The sequence below is a fragment of the Spirosoma daeguense genome, assembly GCF_054776875.1.
The window spans coordinates 413,449-432,285 of the sequence record NZ_BAAHBF010000004.1 but is presented as its reverse complement, the minus strand read 5'-3'; the positions used below and the strand labels follow the sequence as shown (position 1 = coordinate 432,285).

Sequence of the window (18,837 nt, the reverse complement as noted above, 5' to 3'; positions counted from 1 at the left end):
TTTGTACACACCTTTTTTGACCTAAAATTATGTCGCTAAAATCACAGGAAGAACTGCTGGGAATGCAACGTATCAGCCAGATTGTTGGCTCAACGCTTAAACGTATGCAGGAATACGCCAAGCCCGGTATGTCGACTCTCGAATTAGACCTGTTTGGAAAGCATCTTTTGGAGAAAAACGGGGCCAAATCAGCACCTAAACTTACCTATGGTTTTCCGGGCTGGACATGTATTAGCCTGAATGACGAAGTCTGTCACGGCATTCCTTCGGCGCGACGTATTATTCAGGAAGGTGATCTGATCAATATCGACGTATCGGCCGAGTTGGATGGCTATTGGGCAGATAATGGCGGTTCTTTTATTGTTGGTAAGGATATACATAAGCATAGTGATTTGGTAGAAGCTTCGAAGCGTATTCTGGCGAAAGCCATTAGTCAGATTAGGGGTGGAGTACGTATCGCGGATATTGGCCTACTAATTGAAACCGAAGCGAAACGGTCTGGTTATCGGGTCATTAAAAATCTGGCGGGGCATGGCGTAGGTCGGAGCTTACATGAAGAACCGCACGAAATTCTGTGTTATTACGATAAAACGAACAAGGCTCGGTTTCGGAAGAATTCGGTAGTGGCAATCGAAACGTTTATATCGACCAAAGCTACGTTTGCGCATCCTAAGGGCGATGGCTGGACACTGATTGCTAAAGATAGTTTTGCTGTGCAGCATGAGCACACGATTGTTGTTACCGATCAGAAACCTATCATTCTGACGGCAGCCAACCAATTATGGAATTAACCGTTTCTGCTTTACTACGTAGACAAAGCTGAGATGATCATATCATGCAATTACGTAGTACAAAGTTTTTTACTGGAGTTCTGGTTTTATTCTGTCTTGCCTCAACGTTATACGCCCAATCGCAAAATCAAAAGCCGATTTTCATTCGAGCGGGTAAGCTGTATGACAGTGAAAAGAACGTATTTCTAAAGAATCAGGAAATCGTTATTCAAAATGGTATCATTACGGATGTTGGTACAAAACTATCCCGACCTAAAGGGGCAGTTGTTCTAGACCTCAGCCAGCATACCATAACGCCGGGTTTAATTGACGCACATACGCATTTACTGATTAGTCAGAAGCAAACTAAAACAGGGCTGGAAGATGCGTCTAAAGTTGCTGCTGAGGAACGCATGAGACAGGCACTTGTCTTTGCCCGGCAGAATTTGGAAGCCGGTATCACCACCGTTCGCGATGTCGGAAACTCGGGTCAGTTTCTGGATATTCAGTTGCAGAAAAAACTGGCTTCCGACGTAGCACTTGGGCCCGAACTATATGCTTCTGGCCCCATTCTAAGCCCGCCGGGTGGCCAGTTCGGAAAATTGTTTCCAGCCGATAGTTTTGTTATCGATCAGGAATACAGAGTGATTCGGGGAGCCGATGATGCACGTAACGCTGTGCTGGAACATGTAAAGCAAGGAGTAAACGTAATAAAGGTGTGCATGAACACCGACAAGGGAGTGCTTGCTCCCGAAGAAATCAAAGCAATTGTTAAAACGGCTCATGAAAAGGGAGTTCCGGTAACTGCCCACGCTACGTTTGATGAATCGGCTCGGGATGCTGTTCTGGCTGGCGTCGATGGAATCGAACATGGTTACAGCTTATCCGATAGTACGTTAACCCTGATGGCCAAACGTAACGTTTATCTGGTTCCAACGGATGTGTCACGACAACAGGGGAAGATACTGGTAGAAGGTATTGGGATGCGTGGTAAAGAAGCTGAAGATTATCTGAATAGTAGTTTAAATGCTTTCCATGATCGCCTGAGAAGGGCCGTTCAGCACGGAGTTATGATTGTGGCCGGGTCTGACTATTATAATGATATCAACGGAATTGAACGGGGAAAAGGAGCGACCAGCGTATTGCTCGGCTATCAGGAAGCAGACATACCTGTGGCCGACGTAATCCGTTTTGGTACGTATAACGCAGCTAAAGTTCTGGGTATTTCGTCTAATGTAGGGAGTATTAAGAAAGGAATGAAAGCGAATCTGGTCGCTTTTGGCGGTGATTTAGAGAAAAATTTTAGTACAGCTCTTTTTGATGTAAAAGCGGTAATTCGGGAAGGAAAAGTAGTCTATAATCCATAGAACTAGGTCGTAAAGTTTCAGTTTGATTCCATAAAAAAGCGAGAACAAGGCCTTTTCATAAGTCGATATATTTTAGTCGAAACTAGTAGTAGAGGGATCTGTCTGATTTTCAATCAGACAGATCCCTCTACTACTATGTGGTATTTCTATATTTTTATAGATAAGAATTTGTATTTATAAAATTAATTACTGTATACTTGATGCGTTAATGTAATAGAGTAGGGCACACACTTTATTGATTGAGCGATGAAAAATGCTATCCTTATCCTTTTGTTTTGCATAGTATCTGAGAATACAGTTGCTCAGTTACAGAAACCTGTAGAGTCGGTCCGAATCGCCATTGAAGCTAGTTCTAGTAATGTTATGCAGTCGAATGCGATAAGATATTCATTAATTAAAAGTAGACAGATCAAACTGAGCCGATGGGATTCAGAAGTAAGTCTGGGTTATATAAATTATTATCGCAGGGAGCAGTTTTCGCCATATAACTATTACTACAAAGGGAATCGTTCTCAGCGAATAGGCGTAGATTTAACTTTCTTATACAATTTAATTAGTACTAATAGAAATACGTTGAGAATTGGAGCAGGGCCGGGAATTTGGCATCAGCGAAATGGAAGAGTTACTGATTTGTCAGCAATTGTTAATGGACAGCAAATTGAAAAGATTACGTTTTCGAGACACTACAGTGGCGAATTCAATTTTGGCTTAAACCTTAAAGCTGATTATGAATATAGAATCACAGATAAATTAGTTTTAGGCGTCAGAACTGGAGTGGCTACTAACTTTCTAACACCTGATGCAAGTGCTAGCTTACTTGGCACTTTGTTTTCTTTAGGATTTAGCGCAGGGTATAGACTTTGAGATTACTGGCTAAGTGTACTTATAATGAAGAAGCCTCAAAACTTATCGTTTTGAGGCTTCTTGTTGTTTTCTACTTCTTTACGCTGGCCTTTGCGTTGACCGGAGCGGTTGCTGGTTTGGCCGTTGCGTTTTGTCGTTTGTGGAATAAAATAAAGTCTTCGATTTGCTCAACAGGTAGTTTACGGGCAATGATTTTTTTATTCTTATCCAGAATATACGTAGTGGGTGTAGTCCAGACATCGTATTTGTGCCGGAAGTCAGTGCGATACGAGTAGTCGTATCCGTTGATGGCGTTTTTCAATTTAAATTCCTTGATGAATTTTTTCCATTCTTCCGGGCTCTGATCTATCGAAATAGCCACTACGTCGATGCCTTTGCCTTTATAAGCATCGGTAAATTTCTGAAGCTTAGGTGCGCTTTCGCGGCAATGTCCGCAGGTTGGCGAATAAAAAACATAAACCGTGTAATCGCTCTTAAGTGCCTGAAGGTTGATCGGGCGACGTAGCGTATCACTCACAACGGGCGTTACCAGCGTTTTGCCCACCAGATTTGGTTTTAACGTAGCAACCCGTTCGCCGATGTTTTTTAGCGTCGATGAGTCCGAAACGGTCATTACGCCTGTCAGATAATACTTCTCAAACATGTGTACGAACAGACCGTCGGTACCCATTACTTTGGGCTGTTCATACTGGCTCGTGATGTAATAAATGGTGTAATATTTAACCTCTTTATTTTTGCCTGCAATGGCTTTATTCACCAGAAAATCGGCCTCTTTAATAAGCGAGTCAGGAACCTGAACGGTCAGTTCTTTGATGTAACGCTCAATTTTCGATTGCAAAAGCTGGGTTCTAACAAATCGCTCGTCTGCAAAATCGAAGTCGTCCCAATAGTGCTTTTTATAGTAATTGAATGTCCATGTTGAGTCGGGCCGACCGTTTGCCGCTTTCGGAGCCGGTGGCACTTCAGGGTCGGAACTAGCCTTAAATAACTTTACCGCAAACGAGTTTGGGTTTTCACTGATAAACTTGGTCCGATAATCGTTAGCTTTTTTCTGCAAATCGGCCAGTTGTTTGTTAAACATGGCCGTCGACGTAGCATCGTTACGTAGTTTTTTCTGCGCATTAATAGCCTGAGCTTCCTCGTAAAATTTCCCCAACTCCTGCTGATAAGCGTAAAACTGTTCGTTGTCCTTCGAGCCTGTCACTTTCATTGCCTGAACAACATTAGCCGTATCGGTGTCGAACGAAAACTGCTGATCGTCGGTCATCAGAAACTGGATGTAGGGATTTTTAATCGGCGCAACAACCATGTACAATCCTTCGGGCAGCGATTTCTTGCCTTCAAACGTCATATTTCCGTTGGCGTCTACACGGGCCGTATCTTTCGGAATATACTGAGTAGAGCCAAAGTAGTGGGCTAGTATGCAAGTGGTGTCTTTAACGCCTTTAATATGCCCCGTAATTTTAAAGCCTTCCGTGGCCGATTGTGCCCATAGGAGCGGGGTTACTACGTAACAGAATAGAACAGTAAGGAGTAGATTTTTCATACTGGAGGGTATGTATCTTTACAGAATAATAAAGACAAAGGTACGTATTGTTTCAGGTTTCAGGTTCTGAAATAGGGTCGTTAACAAATTGAAATTTGAAACAGACCATACTAAATACTACAACCGACTACAAAACGCTTGCCACACCTGATCTAGTCTATGTTTTATTTCTTTTCCAAGACGTTTTCTTACCTGTCGACGCCGGGAGGCTGGCTTATAACCGCTTTACTACTAGCTTTCTTTCTAAAAAAAACTCAATACCGCCGTCGACTAATTGGTATTGCACTGGCTATTTTCTGGCTATTTGGCAATCCGTTTCTTACAAACGAACTGGCTCTCTGGTGGGAATATCCAATTTCGGTGGTTCCAGACACTCAGAATGATTCAACCGTACACGTAGCAGTTTTGCTGACGGGCGGTATGATCAATACCAGGAAGGAAATTCCCACTGAAAAAGGACGTAGCAGTAATCGATTTCTATTAGGTCGTGAGGCCGACCGGGCTGCACAGGCGTTGTTTCTTTATAAAACGGGCGTAGTGCAAAAAATACTGATAAGTGGCGGCAATGGGTCGCTGCCGTTCCAGACCGAAATTGTGAGCGATGAAGGGAAAATGACCGCTACGTTTCTGGAAACGGCAGGTGTATCGCCCGGCGATATTGTGCTGGAAAATAAGTCTGTAAATACCCGCGAGAATGCTCTGTTTTCGGCGAAAATGCTGAAGCAACGGTTTCAGACCGAACGATGTATTCTTGTTACGTCGGCCTGGCACATGCGTCGGGCAGTGGGTTGCTTTCAGAAAGCAGGTGTTAAAGCAACTCCTTTTCCCGCCAGCTTTATAAGTAACCGACGATCATTTTCGCCTGGCGAGTGGTTGCTTCCGCATGAAGAACCATTTTTCGATGCATATTACCTCGTTCGGGAAATGGTCGGCTACGTTACATATTGGGTGGTGGGGTACGTTTAATTTTGAATGATTGAGTGATAGAATAAAAATTGCTGATGCGAGTCTATTCAATCATTCTATCACTCAATCATTCAAAATTGATTACACACTCAGAATTTTTACCATCCGAAGTAAATCTTCGTTGATGGGTTTAGGCAATCGGATGGTATCGCGGAATGCGGTGTAAACGAGTTCGTTGTTGACAATTCCAGCCATTACGTTTTTCTCGCCATTCATCAAACCTTCCAGCGCACCCAGCCCTAAGCGACTAGCTAGAATTCGGTCGTAGGCAGTAGGAACCCCTCCGCGCTGAATGTGGCCCAGCGTAGTAACACGCATGTCTATTTCGGTTTGAACCTGCTGGCGTATTTTTTCCGAAATAACGGCAGCGTTACCGGCTTCTTCGCCTTCAGCAATAACAACAATAGAGGATGATTTCTGACGGCTCCAGCCTGACTTCAAGGCTTCAACAACTTCTGAAATGGGTGTCAGTACTTCAGGAACCATAACCATTTCGGCACCACCGGCAATACCCGACTGAATCGCAATATAACCGGAGTCGCGCCCCATTACTTCGATGAAAAAAATCCGATCGTGTGAGTCGGCCGTATCGCGGATTTTATCGATGGCTTCAAGGGCTGTATTTACGGCCGTATCAAACCCAATTGTATAGTCAGTGCCATATAAATCATTGTCGATTGTGCCGGGTGCGCCTACGGTAGGAATGCCGTATTCATCAAAGAAAAGAGTTGCACCCGTAAACGTACCGTTACCACCGATAGCTACCAGTCCTTCGATTTCGAATTTTTTAAGTTGTTCATACGCCTTTGCGCGGCCTTCGGGCGTCATAAACTCCTTGCTACGTGCTGATTTCAGAATCGTTCCTCCACGCTGAACGATGTTGCTCACCGAATGCGAAGTCATCTGAAAAATATCACCATTTATCATTCCGCTGTACCCCCGGCGGATGCCGAATACTTCGACGCCGTGGTAGACAGCCCCCCGGACAACCGCCCGGATGCAGGCGTTCATACCAGGCGCATCACCACCTGAGGTAAAAACAGCTATACGTTTCATAGGTCAAGACAATTTTTTAAAGAAATATCACAAAAAGGCCAGTGGGAAACCGAAATAAACCCCGCAAATTTATCCGCATTTCACAATCTAAAGGTATTTGTTTCGCAATTATCCCTTCTATTTCATACAAAATTTAAAAATTACACAATATAGGTCGTGTGGTAGCAGGGTCTTTTGCAAAATATCCGAAAGTAAGTAGCAACTAGCCTAGCGTCATTTTTGCCAGAAAACGGTCAAACGCGATTGAAACGACTGACTCGCCATAAAATTCGTCCGTGATTCCAAAGGGTTCTCACTAAACCAAAATGGTTAACAAGCACTTTAAATCGGTCCTGTAGTGATCGGCGATGTTGTTGAACGGATAAGCCACCGACAAGGTATTTACACAAAACAAACGGCAGAAATTCAATAGCTTTTGCTGCTTTCAGACAACGTATCTCCCAGTCGAGGTCAGCGCTAAGGTTGTTGATTGGGTAATCGGGCGCAATGCTACGTCTGGCAACAAACGCCTGATGGCAAACTTTCATGCCGAGTGCCATATCACGCCAGGTTAGCGTATGAGGTAACGTATGTGGTGTTACCTGACTACGTAGTCCCACTGCCGTACCGGAGCGCCGGCCGCCATCGTTCTGAACAAACAAAGCGTCGCTATAATATACATCGGCCTGAGTTGCTTTAATACGATTCAGAAGGTTGGAAAGTGTTTTAGCATCATGCAATTCGTCGCCCGCATTCATAAACCAGATATACTCGCCTGTTGCTACGTACTGGCCCTTGTTCATGGCATCGTAAAGCCCTTTATCCGGTTCCGAAATCAGACGAGTAACATAATGCTCATATTGTTTGGCAATACCTAACGTACCGTCTTTTGATGCCCCATCAATAATAATGTACTCATAATCAGTTGCATCCTGCGCTACAATACTCTGAATAGTACGTTCCAGAAACTGCTCGGCATTATACGTAATAGTAATGATGGAAATGGTAGGCATTCTATTTAAAGAGCGAAAGAGCGAAAGAGCGAAAGAGTGAATGGGGTAAACTAACCGCTCTTTCACTCTTTCGCTCTTTCGCTCATTAATAGTTCGTACAAGTCAATATGCTGTTTCGCTACGACGGCTTCGGCAAAACGATTTTCGGCCGATTGACGGGCGTTTTTTCGTAGGCTATCCGGATTTTCGTGCATGAGAATAAACGCCAGGCCATCGGCCAATTGTTGAGCAGATTTAATATCGGCCAGATAGCCGTTTTCTTTATGGTCAATCATTTCAGGAATTCCCCCCGTTCTGAACCCAACCACAGGTGTGCCGCAGGCTAATGATTCGATAACGGTATTAGGCAGATTATCTTCCAAAGATGGCACCACCATTGCATCGGCGGCATTGTAGGCGGCAACAATATCGTCTTCTGAGGTTAACACGCCTAAATGCTGAATCGGGTAAGGAAGCTCATCGAACAGATAAGATCGGCCTTTGCCAAATACTAGAATTTCCGGTTTCAGATCGGGATATTGCTGATTGAGCAGGGTCAGTGCTTCTGCGAAATATCGGAATCCTTTACGAGCATCCGTTACGTTGGCACTACCAAACAAAATTCGTGGCTGAGTAGTGTTCGGTAAATCAAATCGGGTGTTGGCGTTGCTACGTTCGATAGGCTGAAAAACGGACTGATCGATGGCGTAGGGAATCACCGTGAACGGAAAATTACGTAACAAAGCGCTACGTTGGCCTTCGCTGGCTAACCACTGACTTGGTGGCGTAAAATGAACATTGGCGTTCTCGAAAGCACGTATTTTTTTCTCAAAAACCTGATAGGAAAGATCTTTTTCGTCAGGCTTTTTCAGGTATGGGCAGCGTTGGCAATGGGTCAGATAATGATCGCAGCCACGTGCATAATGACACCCGCCGGTAAACGCCCATTGGTCGTGTAGCGTCCAGACAATCGGTTTGCCAAGTTCGAATAATGAACGAAGTCCTTTAATAGACAAAAAACCGAAATTAATCCAGTGCAGATGTAGTATGTCGGCCTGTTGAACGGCTGGATGAAAGCTCAGATTGGCTCCAAACTGAGCTGGCGAAAACTGAAATCGTACCGAGAAATCGCGTTCGTGGGGAAGAAAATAAAGCCGTTCAGCTACAAAACGTCCGAATGCTGTGTTTTCGGCTAAGAAATTGTTGGCCAGATACGTAACACCCGGAGCCGGTCGGTGTTTTTCAAGCCGGTTAGCAACCCCAACCAACATCGTACTTTCGACCGATGGATGTGTCCAGATTTGTTTTTGCAGGGCACGATGGAGTCGATTGGCCGCAACGGCAGCGCCACCAAACAGATGATACGTGCTTAAATGCGTAACTCTCACCGCCCAAACAGTTTATCAAATTTCTTTACCACTTCGGGCCAGAAGCCTAACCCAAATACACGCCCCCAGATGCGCCGACGCGAATACGCTTCCATTTCGGCAAAAATCGGGTCCGAAAAACGGCTTTTAGCTTTTTGCGTCAGAATGAGGGCAAAGCCATGCTGCTTTAACGTAGTGGCAAACACCCAACCCAGCAGTACGTTACGTTGTGAGAGCGTAGCATCGTCGGCAAACCGGTTCAGGTACGTCATTTCGCCCCATACCGCACTGTTTTTCAACGAGAATAGCACGAATTTCTTGAGCAACGGATTCCCCGTAAAACTATCCAGCAAAGCGGGGGTTATCCGGGGTGAGCCTTTTGGGAGCAATTCGGCCAGCCAATGACTGCCCGTTTCTTCCATAAACTGCAACAGGGTGTATAATTTATCTTCACCGTCGTAAATCGACGCAATACCCGGTTCAAATTCGGCTGTCAGCACACGTTTCATTCGAGCGTCGCCGAGGTTGCGGAACAGGCGAAGATCGGTGCCCTGCGAATCTGTTTTGAACCAGTCGACATGGCTAATATTCAGGCTATCGAGCGTTGAGCGAAGGCTACGCGTTTTCAATTGAACCACTTTGGTCGGCTCAAATTTTGGCGCAAACGCGTATTCTTCGATCAAATCGGGTCGGGGACGTAACAGACTGGAGCAGTGGGGCGATGCTGTCAGGTAAAAATCCGACGTATCGGTTTCCGTTTCGATACCCGTAACGATATGGTTGAACGTATAGAGTTTCCGGAAATGACTTGATTCGCTTTCAACGTAACCAAAGTCGCGATCGTCGGCATCGAAGGCGATGCAAACGGCGTATTTGGCAAACGTTTTCCAGCGATTATGAAGTTGCCCCGAAGCGCCAATATCGACCAAAACAGGCGGTTCGTGTTGAAATTCAGGGCGAGAAAGAATTTTATCAATCATAAAAAGAGTCGTGGTAGGCTCTGACAGGCTCCGGCTGTCAGCTACGTAGTAGTCACCAAGTTAGTCGCTATCGCGACTCCGACAGCCGGAGCCTGTCAGAGCCTACCACGACTGTCGACTAGTTTCTATACGCAAAGATATTCAATTGCAGGTCCATAGTATCGTTGCCTTTGTAACGATGGTTCGATAAGGGCGCCTGACGGTGCTGGCTGGTATTGATGTAGTAGCGAAAGCCACTTTTTTCCAGAACCGTTATTACCTCAGCTAAGGTTTGCGGATGGTTGAGATAAGCATGAAACTCAACAAACATATTCTGGACGTGCGCCAGCGCATCCTGACAGTCACTTAAAACGGCAGTTTCGGCTCCTTCAATATCCATTTTGAGCATATCGATACGAACTTCCCGAAGCAGATGATCCCGTAACCGAACTGATGGTACCAGCTTACGGTCGGTTTGCGAATAAATTGACGCTGAATCGGCCTGATCGCTCCCAAACCAAATACCCTCTTCATTCGTCCAGACGGCTTTAGTGATAATATCTACGCCTGTAATCTGGTTCTGTTGTAAGTTTTGCTGCAAAATGGCGCTTATCTGTTCGTCAGCTTCAAACGCTACGATACGTGCCTGCGGATACGTTTCCCGGAAATAGATAACACTTGTACCGATGTTCGCCCCACAATCGAAAATGACCGGGTTTGTGTTAGATGACGTGAACCGATAAAATTCATCGACAAAAATCTCCCGAAACTGCCAGATGAACGACAGTGCATCGGGTACCCGAAGCCGATATTGCCCAAATGCTACGTCGACAGGTTGATTTCGTGGACTGCCACCATACCGTATCGATAAGTCCAATAATCGACGGCCTTGTGCTGAACGTAGCAGCCGGGCTGTTTCGGTGAATAAAAATTTAAAAAACCACATAATTTTTGTTAGCCACGGAGATGCGCCAGGACTCACGGAGATTCATAGAGATTTAACTACTCCGTGAGTCCTAGCGCATCTGTGTGGCTCAATTATTTTTTCAAAAAGCGTTTCTGTAACCCCGTTATCGTCTGATTCACTTCCGCCGATAACTTCAGTCCTACGATTAATCCACAAAATAGAACTGTAATAAGCGTCGAACGCCAGCCAATATCAACAATAAATCGCCATTTTTCGGCTTTGGGAGCAGGATAATCAAACTGAACCGAAATCCACCAAACCGCCAGCCCGATAAGTATAACCGCTACGTTACGCCACGTATAAGGCTGCATTTTAAAGGCGAAACCTACAAACAATGTACGAGCGAGATTATATAGTAACGTAGCGAGCGCGCCACCAATGGCTGCTCCGTTGATGCCGTATTTGGGAATCAGGTAATAGTTGATACCGATGGTAAAGAACGTTAAGGCAACAAAAAACACCGAGTCATAGATATAATGCCGCGACGTGTTCAGAATAATGCCATTAATTCCTGTAGCCATATCGATCAGTTTACCTAAACCGAGCCACAAAATAACGTAGTACCCTGCCTCGTATCCGGCTGGCAAAAACCGGAATACGTTGGGCAAATTAGCCGCTACGCCTACAAACACCAGACAACCGGCAATTAGCTGATTTAGACAGCTTTTGCTGTAAATTTTCTCGATGTTCGGGAGGTCGTTACTTTTCCATGATTCGGCAATAAGCGTACCCGAAACTTTATAAAGTGCCGTTGCCGGAACTGCAATCACCGTAGCAAAATTGGCCGCAATACTATAGACGCCCGTTGCCGAAAGACCGAGTTCTTTAGCGTTGTTAATCATCACTTTATCTATCGTTAAAATGATTTGTGATGATAACGCAGTGGTTAGCGTCAAAGCTGCGTAACGGGTTATATCACGTCGCAATTCAGGACTCATTGACACGAAACGGCGACTGAAAAACAAGGCTTTGTCGCGAACGACGCTGAGCACCATTAAAATCGTTTGCAAGAAAAACGCGATGAGCCACAAGCCCAGAAATTGAGGAAACGTGACCCAGCCTAACCAATACGTAACACCCGCCAGCAAAATCAGTAATCGCTGCACAAACTGCTGAAGCAACGTACCCGTAACAGGATCGTAGAGCAATCGGGCGTAATTGTCAAAAACGGTGAAATAAACTGTAAAGAGCGTTAACGGAATCAGCAGGAAGTAGTACTCGACAAACAAAGGTGATTGCGCCTGATTCTGTTCGACAATCCACGGACGGGCAAGCCAGAGCACCAGCACGCACAAACTGAAACCAGCCAACGTAATGAGGCTGGTGAGGAGCAGGTACCCGTTATGTTGCCGCTCTGCGTTGCGGAAATACGGAAAATACCGCCCACCAGCCCCGTTTGTGCCCAGATTAGAGAGTTGCGACAGTACCTGTGCCAGTGAAATAAGCAAACTCAACAGACCCACCTGAGACTTGCTGAACAGATTTGGAAAGAAAATTCCCTGCGTCAGAAACCCCACAGCTACACCCGCGTAGGTGTAAACCGAACTCTGTATCGTTTGCCGTTTGATTATACCCATTTGTTACAATGAGCGAATGAGTGAATGGGTGAATGAGTGAATACCATCCGGCAGAAATTCTTGCGCCAGCTCTATTTACTCATTCACTCATTCACTCATTCGCAATTAGATTCCAATCCAGTGCAGTGCCTGCGGAAATGTCTTGAGTGGCAGTTTTGCCGAGAATTGTGTCGTAATAACGTGTGTGGAGGCCGTTGGCTGGGCGAATGCTACGTACCGTTTCGGGCGTGAACGGATCACCCGCTTTCATGTCGCGCACTACGTAGAGCGACCGTTTGAATTGCAGACTTTTTTCTTCTTTGGGCGTGAGCGTATAACTAACCTGCCCCATAGCCAGATGCGCCCGTTCGGTTTCGATAACCAGATTCTTTAACTCGTCGGGTTCGAGCGAGAAAGCAGAATCAACGCCACCATCGGCCCGACGTAGCGTTACGTGTTTTTCGAGGACAACGGCTCCCAGTGCTACGGCGGCTACGGCTGCGCCAATGCCCATCGTGTGATCGGAAAGGCCAACCGGTACGTCGAACAACTGCCGCATGTGTGGAATGGTGAGCAGATTTGTCGTTTCGGGCGTGGCCGGATACGTACTCGTACATTTGAGCAGAATAAGGTCTTTGCAGCCGTTGGCACGTAGCACCTTCACCGATTCGTCGAGGTCGGCTACCGACGCTACGCCAGTACTCATAATTACTGGTTTGCCCGTTTGTGCGACCTTTTTGAGCAGGATGTGATCGGTGTTTTCGAAGGACGCAATCTTGTAAAGCGGCACGTCGAGCGATTCCAGAAAATCGACCGCTGTAGTATCGAAAGGGGAGCTGAAGGCAATCATTCCCCGCTTCTTGGCGTGCTCAAAAATTGGCTCGTGCCACTCCCAGGGCGTATACGCTTCCTGATAAAGCTTGTATAGATTTTTATCGGCCCAAAGCGACTTGGTATCTCGAATGTAAAACTCTTCCGTAGCGCCGTTGAACGTAATGGTATCGGGCGTGTAGGTTTGCAATTTGAGCGCGTGAGCACCGGTATCGGCAACAGCATCTACAATTTCCAGCGCCCGCTCCAGCGACTGGTTGTGATTTCCCGACATTTCGGCAATAACAAAAGGCCGATGCGCCGGACCTATCGTAAATTGGGCAACCTGAATCGGTTGGGTATGCATCATAATAAACGAAACCTGTCTGATAGCCGAACACGTTCATTCTCGTGTTCAGTTCAATACGGTTTTTATATATAGTAAGCTTGGTATTTCCTGACCGGCCATCCCAAAATTACCGCTTTCGCCCGACAATCTGAAACCGGCTCGTTCGAAGGAACGTATCGAAGCCTGATTGTCGGGTTTAATATACGCATGAATGCTGACGGCTTCCCAGCGTTTCTGGCAGATAGCACAGCCTTGCGCAATAAGTTGAGATGCCAGTCCTTTACCGCGATGGTTCGCATCAACCGACGTACTGATAATGATTTCATCGGGCATATCGGCCACGGGTTTACGTTCGAAACGTACCTGACCAACGGGTTGCTTCGCTTCGTCGAAGAACACTAAGAGCAACGCATTCGGATCGGCCAGTTTCCGGGTAAACCAAGCCGTGTGCGTCTCTAGCGAAATAGGTGTTGAGTTGAACGATTGCTGTCTCGTAACGGGGTCATTGGCCCAGTCGAAATAAAGCTGGGAATCTGCGGTTTGGGCGGTTCGGTAGGCAAGCATGACAGGGACGTAGCAGGTTGACCTGACTAATTAAGCACTTAATTTTTGAAATAAGTCGCGGAAGCGTTGGGGAGAGCGACCGTCAAAAAAACGTTGTTGGTTCGTTACTGTTTCGGCGGTGATCTCAGGCGAAAATTCAAATGACTGAATCGCCAGTTTGAGCATCTGATCAAGCGCCAGAACGGGTGTCAGGCGGGTAAGCAACGTCGGGAAATTAACCGAAAGAGCGAGCTTCTCTTCTGACAGAAATTGCGCCAGCCGATCCTGATTGTTAGCGGTAACGATGCCGATAAGCGGACGATTTACAGCACAAACTTCGTAACTGATCGTGCTACAGGACGTAATCGCCAATCGACAGTTTTGTAATTCGTCCACCATCTGGCTGGCCGAAAGGTTTTGCAAAATTCTCAGATTTGGCAACTGACGTTGAAACGCTTCAATCGCTGGCCGATTCGGATGAAAAGGTCCCAGAACCAGATGTACGGGCAAATCGGCGTTAGCTTTTTCAATCGCTTCCAACACAGTAAGCGATACATTTTGCGGGTCAGCACCACCCAGACTTACGAAAACATACCCATCATCGGGAGGGGTTCCAAAACCTTCGGTACGAAAAAATTCAGGACGTAGCAGCGCGTAATGCGGGCCTAAATAAAGTTGCATATAAGATTCCTTTTCGTAATCCTGTTCCGAAATTCCACCGGCATGATTAATCACTACGTCGGCAACCTGACGACTGGCTAGTAAATCGTCAATATAGACCAGCTTTTTTGCCCGATTCCGAACATCAAGCTGAAACGATTCCGCAAATGAATAGCCATCTAGAACGACAATATCATCACTATGAATCTGCTCCAGAAAAACATTTTCGCTGTCCGTCGCGGAGAGTTTGCAAACCGATAAACCCGATTTTTCAATCAGAGAAATAACTTCCGGATTGGGTTCTATAATGGCAAAACGCATCGAAAAGTCACTTTTCAGCATGTCGGCCAGCGCCAGACAACGCATTACGTGACCCATTCCGATTTGCGCGTTACCATCGGCTCGAAAACAAAGTTGATTCATGGCCTATCGTTCATTTTAAATTTCAATTCTGCGAGCTGCCAGTCGGTCTCTGTGTCGATGTCGTGGGCGGCCATTTCCGAGATGATAATACCGCCCGAATTATCCGTGATGAGCCGTTGCTTTTTCTGAAAAGCCGCTACGTTGAAAAAATAAAACTGACCAGCGTCATGATACGCTGGCTCCAAATCCTGCGAGCGCGTGAGCGCGTGTTCGGGCTGAAACCACGTAACGGTTTCATCACGTAGTCGCACTGCCCGCTGAATCGGAAAGCTAAACGGCTGAATCGGATAAACGGTATCGAACTGCTTATCAGTAAGCAATAAATAAGCTTGTTGCAGTAAGTCCGACGTAACGAATGGAGCAGTAGGGTAGAGGCAGCAGGCCGTTTCAAAAAGCTGCCCTTGCTGCTCATATTGCGTCAGTACTTCGTTTAGTACGTCGGCGGTAGTGGCAAAGTCATCAGACGTAGCGGAATTGCGCAAAAACGGAACCGATGCACCGTAGTGACGCGCTACGTCCGCAATTTCGGCATCGTCGGTCGATACCATTACGTCGGTAAATAGCTCCGATGCAATGGCGGTTTCAATCACATACGCAATGATGGGTTTACCAAGAAACGGCCGGATATTTTTCCGTGGAATCCGTTTGCTACCGCCCCGCGCCGTAATGATTGCTACGTTGCTCATTCAGCCGTTTTTTCGAGCAAATACATATAATCGACATTGCCGCTTTCATTGGCGTTTATATACGGATACAATTCCTGTTTAACCAGACGTAGCGACGGATGCCGTTCCAGAAACAAAGCGGCATAATCGGCTTTCCAGAGAAATCCTTCATTGCCTCGGTACGGAATTGCTTTTAAATCAGGACTATAGTATTCAAAACCCCAGATATACCGGCGGCTACAGCGAACCATTTCGTCCATAATTTTGGGCAAATCATCAGGAGAAATGTGAATCAGTACGCCATTTGTGCACACTACGTCGAAAAAGGCGTCGCGGAATGGAAGTTCAAACCCCGAACCCTGAATAATGTTGATGTTCTGCGTGGTTTGTTTGGCTTTTTCAACAGCATACGGTTGAAGTTCAACGCCGTATAAGTTAGTAAAACCTGCATCCTGCAAACCACGTAGCTGCATACCCGTATTGCAACCCACCTCCAGAATCCGTGTTTCAGGAGTCCAGCCAGTAGCAAAACGAGCGTTCATTTCGGTTTTGGTGAGACCCCAGTTCTGGCGATAAAAATCGTCCCATTCTTCGCGGTCGCGGGTGTTACGGTCGGTGTATTGCTGGCCAAATTCGCCACTCCAGAATTCTTCCTGTTGGGTCGTTTTCATCAAAAAAAAATAATTTATTTTACAATGTAGCAGGGTGTTACGGCAAATGGAAATCGTTTTATCGTTACGTTTTTATCGGCCAGAAACTCTTCAACAGCCGCATTCGCACCCGGAAATACGTTGGCATAATCGTCAAGAATAATAACTCCGCCTTTAACAACCCGGTCGTAAAGATGCGTCAAAGCTGCCAGTGTAGGTTCGTATACGTCTACATCAATATTAAGCAGGCTGATACGTAGTTCCGGGTGTTTTTCCAGATACGCCGGAATCGTCTGGCAAACATCGCCCTGAATCAGCTCAACATGTTGCGCAACGCCTTTGTGTTCCAGCACTGTTTTTAGCTGGTCAATGCTGATGCCTTCCTCGCCCGAATCGCTGATGAATTTCTCCCGCCAGGCTTTATCGGCGGTAAATTCGGTTTCGGGAAAACGACCAAAGGCATCAAATCCGATAATTTTTTTAGCGGTTGGATTGCTCATCAACTGCCGGAACGTAGCAAATCGAATGAGCGACGCGCCCTTAAAAACACCGCATTCAACAATTGCACCGGGAATGTCGAGCGTGAGTTTATACAACTCATAATGCGCCATCACTTTGGCCATCCGGTTCACATCCGAAGCCCAGTAATAATTGTTCTCGTACTCAAACGAACGTGAAAAATCGGGAAGTTGAATCATTGGTTTGGCTGTTACTGTGGTGTCGGGTTTGAGAACCCGACACCACAAAGCTTAAAATAGGTGATCGGCGGCTATGGAACCGCTTGTGTGAAAATCGAAATAATAACCGTTCAAAAATGGATTGTCGGCCTTGGCAGTTACCCAACCACTCGCATAACCCAAAAACTGGCGGAGTTCGTCGTCCTCGCTGATTCGAATGGTAAATAAACCATTGGGCGGCACCACGCAGCTACGTTCGAGAACATTGTTGTCGGCTTCCCGAAAAAAGGACAACGCTACGTTGGCGGGTCGATCATAGGCATGCAATGGCGCCGAATTTGTCAGCGCGATTTCAGAGTCGCCCACGTTCACGAACGGTGCCCATTTAAACGTACCGGGTTTGTTCAATACGTTGGGGTTACCTACTTGTGGGGCAAAGCAAACATTGGAAGGCAAAGCCGACGGCCGATTATGCAAGCCAACGTTAAGTCCGAATTTCAACCGGGTTGGAATACGCGTGGCATCGTTCCAGTGCGCAATCAATTGAGCCGTTTTCGCGTCTTCGGTCGATACACCTGATTTTGCGGCTAGTTCGCCCAGATCAATATGAACGTATTGATTATCCGTTGCCCGGAAGTGGTGCGCGTCAGGAGCTTCGCCCAGAAACGTACCGTCGGCATCGAAAAACCGGAACGACAACGTAAAATCGGAGGGCGAAAAAATTGGGTAAACAACCAGCCGCGTAAAAAAGTCGTTGGTCAGATATAGCGGAATCGACGTGGACGAATCCACAAAACGCTCATCCTGACGGGGCCAGTACGCCCGTTTGTCGGCCACACCAGAGCTATCGTAATACGAATGCGTAATGCTGACACTCTGGGCCTTATGGTCGAAGTTGCCTACCAGAAAGCGCGGAAAGAAACCCGAAAAATTATGTCCGAATCGAATCATGCCGGGGTCATCGCCTAAAAGCTTTTTTAAGTCGATGTGCTCGTTCAGGTGCAGGAAAACGGTTTCGTAAGGTTTTAGTGTAGCCAGCGTAAACGTACCTGACGTAGCACAATGGTTCGCATCGACAACTTCGTACGTGACGGTTGGGTTTTCGGCGGGGAGTGGCCCGTTGGTGAAACTCAGAAAAGGACTCAGCCCATCGCGACCGTAAATGTCGAAACCCGACTCACTGACCTGATACTCATTGTTTTGCTGAAGGTCTTCGATGTCGTTATAAATCCGCCCGACGGTATGGACAACGCTACTCGCATTGTCATTGAAATAAACCAACACAAACGCCGGATACGGGAACACCAGATCCTGTGTCGAAAATACCTCCAGTTCAAGCGAGCCGGTAAAATCGTCCGGCTCATCGGCTTCGTTAAGCAAATCGGCGAATTCGCTCATCTGCACCGACCAGGCTTTGGCCGAATCGATCAGTACGTATTTCCGGGAGAGCAACGTACCGCCCGCGTTACGTAGCGTATAGAGCAAGCCGACTTCCCTGATGTTTCGTTTCAAGAGCCAGTAGCCCATGAAAATCACCTTACTGGAAAACGTATTGGTGTGCATCACCGGAAAAATAGCCGATGAACGTAGCACGGGTTTCCGGTTGGCTGCTAACGTCTCTCCCGCACTTTGAGTAGCCTGAAGATGACTTTGGTATGAACGCATAAGTCA

Annotated in this window: 18 protein-coding genes; 4 read left to right on the top strand and 14 right to left on the bottom strand. The window is 46.5% G+C overall.

Annotation, left to right across the window (positions count from 1 at the left end; all coding sequences use genetic code 11):
- The first annotated feature begins 29 nt into the window (after positions 1 to 29).
- From map to ACYVD4_RS14735, 3 genes are all read left to right on the top strand, one after another.
- A complete protein-coding gene (gene map, locus ACYVD4_RS14745; protein ID WP_460946904.1) occupies positions 30 to 791 on the top strand; it encodes a type I methionyl aminopeptidase in 762 nt (253 codons plus the stop codon).
- A gap of 44 nt (positions 792 to 835) precedes the next feature.
- Positions 836 to 2,137 carry an amidohydrolase family protein gene (locus ACYVD4_RS14740; RefSeq protein ID WP_460946902.1) on the top strand — a complete coding sequence of 434 codons (1,302 nt, stop codon included), beginning with the start codon at positions 836 to 838 and terminating at the stop codon, positions 2,135 to 2,137.
- A gap of 246 nt (positions 2,138 to 2,383) precedes the next feature.
- Positions 2,384 to 3,001 carry a hypothetical protein gene (locus tag ACYVD4_RS14735; RefSeq protein WP_460946900.1) on the top strand — a complete coding sequence of 206 codons (618 nt, stop codon included), beginning with the start codon at positions 2,384 to 2,386 and terminating at the stop codon, positions 2,999 to 3,001.
- Positions 3,002 to 3,071: 70 nt separating this feature from the next.
- On the opposite strand, the gene ACYVD4_RS14730 is transcribed toward ACYVD4_RS14735, so the two are convergent.
- On the bottom strand, positions 3,072 to 4,547 hold the full coding sequence (locus tag ACYVD4_RS14730; protein WP_460946898.1) for a thioredoxin-like domain-containing protein: 1,476 nt from the start codon (positions 4,545 to 4,547) through the stop codon (positions 3,072 to 3,074).
- A 159-nt stretch (positions 4,548 to 4,706) separates the two neighbouring features.
- Between ACYVD4_RS14730 and ACYVD4_RS14725 the strand changes: the two genes are divergently transcribed.
- The gene (locus ACYVD4_RS14725; RefSeq protein ID WP_460946896.1) at positions 4,707 to 5,513 is read left to right on the top strand and encodes a YdcF family protein; all 807 of its coding nucleotides are present in this window, start codon (positions 4,707 to 4,709) and stop codon (positions 5,511 to 5,513) included.
- A gap of 81 nt (positions 5,514 to 5,594) precedes the next feature.
- Here the strand turns inward: ACYVD4_RS14725 and pfkA are convergent, their stop codons facing one another.
- The 13 genes from pfkA to ACYVD4_RS14660 form a co-directional block, all read right to left on the bottom strand.
- Positions 5,595 to 6,569: a 6-phosphofructokinase gene (gene pfkA, locus ACYVD4_RS14720; RefSeq protein ID WP_460946894.1), complete on the bottom strand. Its 975-nt coding sequence runs from the start codon at positions 6,567 to 6,569 to the stop codon at positions 5,595 to 5,597.
- A 233-nt stretch (positions 6,570 to 6,802) separates the two neighbouring features.
- Positions 6,803 to 7,561 carry a glycosyltransferase family 2 protein gene (locus ACYVD4_RS14715; RefSeq protein ID WP_460946892.1) on the bottom strand — a complete coding sequence of 253 codons (759 nt, stop codon included), beginning with the start codon at positions 7,559 to 7,561 and terminating at the stop codon, positions 6,803 to 6,805.
- 62 nt (positions 7,562 to 7,623) lie between these two features.
- Complete coding sequence (locus ACYVD4_RS14710; protein ID WP_460946890.1) at positions 7,624 to 8,928, bottom strand: glycosyltransferase family 4 protein; 1,305 nt, start codon at positions 8,926 to 8,928, stop codon at positions 7,624 to 7,626.
- The gene (locus ACYVD4_RS14705) at positions 8,925 to 9,887 is read right to left on the bottom strand and encodes a hypothetical protein (protein WP_460946888.1); all 963 of its coding nucleotides are present in this window, start codon (positions 9,885 to 9,887) and stop codon (positions 8,925 to 8,927) included. Before ACYVD4_RS14705 ends, ACYVD4_RS14710 begins: the two co-directional genes overlap by 4 nt.
- A 118-nt stretch (positions 9,888 to 10,005) precedes the next feature.
- Positions 10,006 to 10,812, bottom strand: coding sequence for an FkbM family methyltransferase (locus ACYVD4_RS14700; protein ID WP_460946886.1), 807 nt, complete (start codon positions 10,810 to 10,812; stop codon positions 10,006 to 10,008).
- Positions 10,813 to 10,904: 92 nt separating this feature from the next.
- On the bottom strand, positions 10,905 to 12,410 hold the full coding sequence (locus ACYVD4_RS14695) for a lipopolysaccharide biosynthesis protein (protein WP_460946884.1): 1,506 nt from the start codon (positions 12,408 to 12,410) through the stop codon (positions 10,905 to 10,907).
- A gap of 91 nt (positions 12,411 to 12,501) precedes the next feature.
- The gene (pseI, locus tag ACYVD4_RS14690) at positions 12,502 to 13,569 is read right to left on the bottom strand and encodes a pseudaminic acid synthase (protein WP_460946882.1); all 1,068 of its coding nucleotides are present in this window, start codon (positions 13,567 to 13,569) and stop codon (positions 12,502 to 12,504) included.
- Between the two features lie 45 nt (positions 13,570 to 13,614).
- Positions 13,615 to 14,112 carry a GNAT family N-acetyltransferase gene (locus ACYVD4_RS14685; protein ID WP_460946880.1) on the bottom strand — a complete coding sequence of 166 codons (498 nt, stop codon included), beginning with the start codon at positions 14,110 to 14,112 and terminating at the stop codon, positions 13,615 to 13,617.
- A 30-nt stretch (positions 14,113 to 14,142) separates the two neighbouring features.
- A complete protein-coding gene (gene pseG, locus ACYVD4_RS14680) occupies positions 14,143 to 15,174 on the bottom strand; it encodes a UDP-2,4-diacetamido-2,4,6-trideoxy-beta-L-altropyranose hydrolase (protein WP_460946878.1) in 1,032 nt (343 codons plus the stop codon).
- Positions 15,171 to 15,860, bottom strand: a complete 690-nt coding sequence (pseF, locus tag ACYVD4_RS14675; protein ID WP_460946875.1) for a pseudaminic acid cytidylyltransferase — start codon at positions 15,858 to 15,860, stop codon at positions 15,171 to 15,173. The genes pseG and pseF overlap by 4 nt, the downstream gene beginning before the upstream one ends.
- Positions 15,857 to 16,510, bottom strand: coding sequence for a pseudaminic acid biosynthesis-associated methylase (locus ACYVD4_RS14670; protein ID WP_460946873.1), 654 nt, complete (start codon positions 16,508 to 16,510; stop codon positions 15,857 to 15,859). The genes pseF and ACYVD4_RS14670 overlap by 4 nt, the downstream gene beginning before the upstream one ends.
- Positions 16,511 to 16,524: 14 nt before the next feature.
- Positions 16,525 to 17,187, bottom strand: a complete 663-nt coding sequence (locus tag ACYVD4_RS14665; RefSeq protein WP_460946871.1) for a TylF/MycF/NovP-related O-methyltransferase — start codon at positions 17,185 to 17,187, stop codon at positions 16,525 to 16,527.
- 51 nt (positions 17,188 to 17,238) lie between these two features.
- On the bottom strand, positions 17,239 to 18,831 hold the full coding sequence (locus ACYVD4_RS14660) for a hypothetical protein (protein ID WP_460946869.1): 1,593 nt from the start codon (positions 18,829 to 18,831) through the stop codon (positions 17,239 to 17,241).
- Between the last annotated feature and the right edge of the window lie 6 nt (positions 18,832 to 18,837).

Bases quoted from the DNA above. Each gene is read 5' to 3' on its own strand.
- ACYVD4_RS14670 (WP_460946873.1), bottom strand. From the start codon at position 16,510: ATGAAAACGACCCAACAGGAAGAATTCTGGAGTGGCGAATTTGGCCAG.
- ACYVD4_RS14660 (WP_460946869.1), bottom strand. From the start codon at position 18,831: ATGCGTTCATACCAAAGTCATCTTCAGGCTACTCAAAGTGCGGGAGAG.
- map (WP_460946904.1), top strand. From the start codon at position 30: ATGTCGCTAAAATCACAGGAAGAACTGCTGGGAATGCAACGTATCAGC.
- pseG (WP_460946878.1), bottom strand. From the start codon at position 15,174: ATGAATCAACTTTGTTTTCGAGCCGATGGTAACGCGCAAATCGGAATG.
- pseF (WP_460946875.1), bottom strand. From the start codon at position 15,860: ATGAGCAACGTAGCAATCATTACGGCGCGGGGCGGTAGCAAACGGATT.
- ACYVD4_RS14705 (WP_460946888.1), bottom strand. From the start codon at position 9,887: ATGATTGATAAAATTCTTTCTCGCCCTGAATTTCAACACGAACCGCCT.
- ACYVD4_RS14730 (WP_460946898.1), bottom strand. From the start codon at position 4,547: ATGAAAAATCTACTCCTTACTGTTCTATTCTGTTACGTAGTAACCCCG.
- pseI (WP_460946882.1), bottom strand. From the start codon at position 13,569: ATGATGCATACCCAACCGATTCAGGTTGCCCAATTTACGATAGGTCCG.
- ACYVD4_RS14700 (WP_460946886.1), bottom strand. From the start codon at position 10,812: ATGTGGTTTTTTAAATTTTTATTCACCGAAACAGCCCGGCTGCTACGT.
- ACYVD4_RS14740 (WP_460946902.1), top strand. From the start codon at position 836: ATGCAATTACGTAGTACAAAGTTTTTTACTGGAGTTCTGGTTTTATTC.
- ACYVD4_RS14695 (WP_460946884.1), bottom strand. From the start codon at position 12,410: ATGGGTATAATCAAACGGCAAACGATACAGAGTTCGGTTTACACCTAC.
- pfkA (WP_460946894.1), bottom strand. From the start codon at position 6,569: ATGAAACGTATAGCTGTTTTTACCTCAGGTGGTGATGCGCCTGGTATG.
- ACYVD4_RS14715 (WP_460946892.1), bottom strand. From the start codon at position 7,561: ATGCCTACCATTTCCATCATTACTATTACGTATAATGCCGAGCAGTTT.
- ACYVD4_RS14665 (WP_460946871.1), bottom strand. From the start codon at position 17,187: ATGATTCAACTTCCCGATTTTTCACGTTCGTTTGAGTACGAGAACAAT.
- ACYVD4_RS14685 (WP_460946880.1), bottom strand. From the start codon at position 14,112: ATGCTTGCCTACCGAACCGCCCAAACCGCAGATTCCCAGCTTTATTTC.
- ACYVD4_RS14735 (WP_460946900.1), top strand. From the start codon at position 2,384: ATGAAAAATGCTATCCTTATCCTTTTGTTTTGCATAGTATCTGAGAAT.
- ACYVD4_RS14725 (WP_460946896.1), top strand. From the start codon at position 4,707: ATGTTTTATTTCTTTTCCAAGACGTTTTCTTACCTGTCGACGCCGGGA.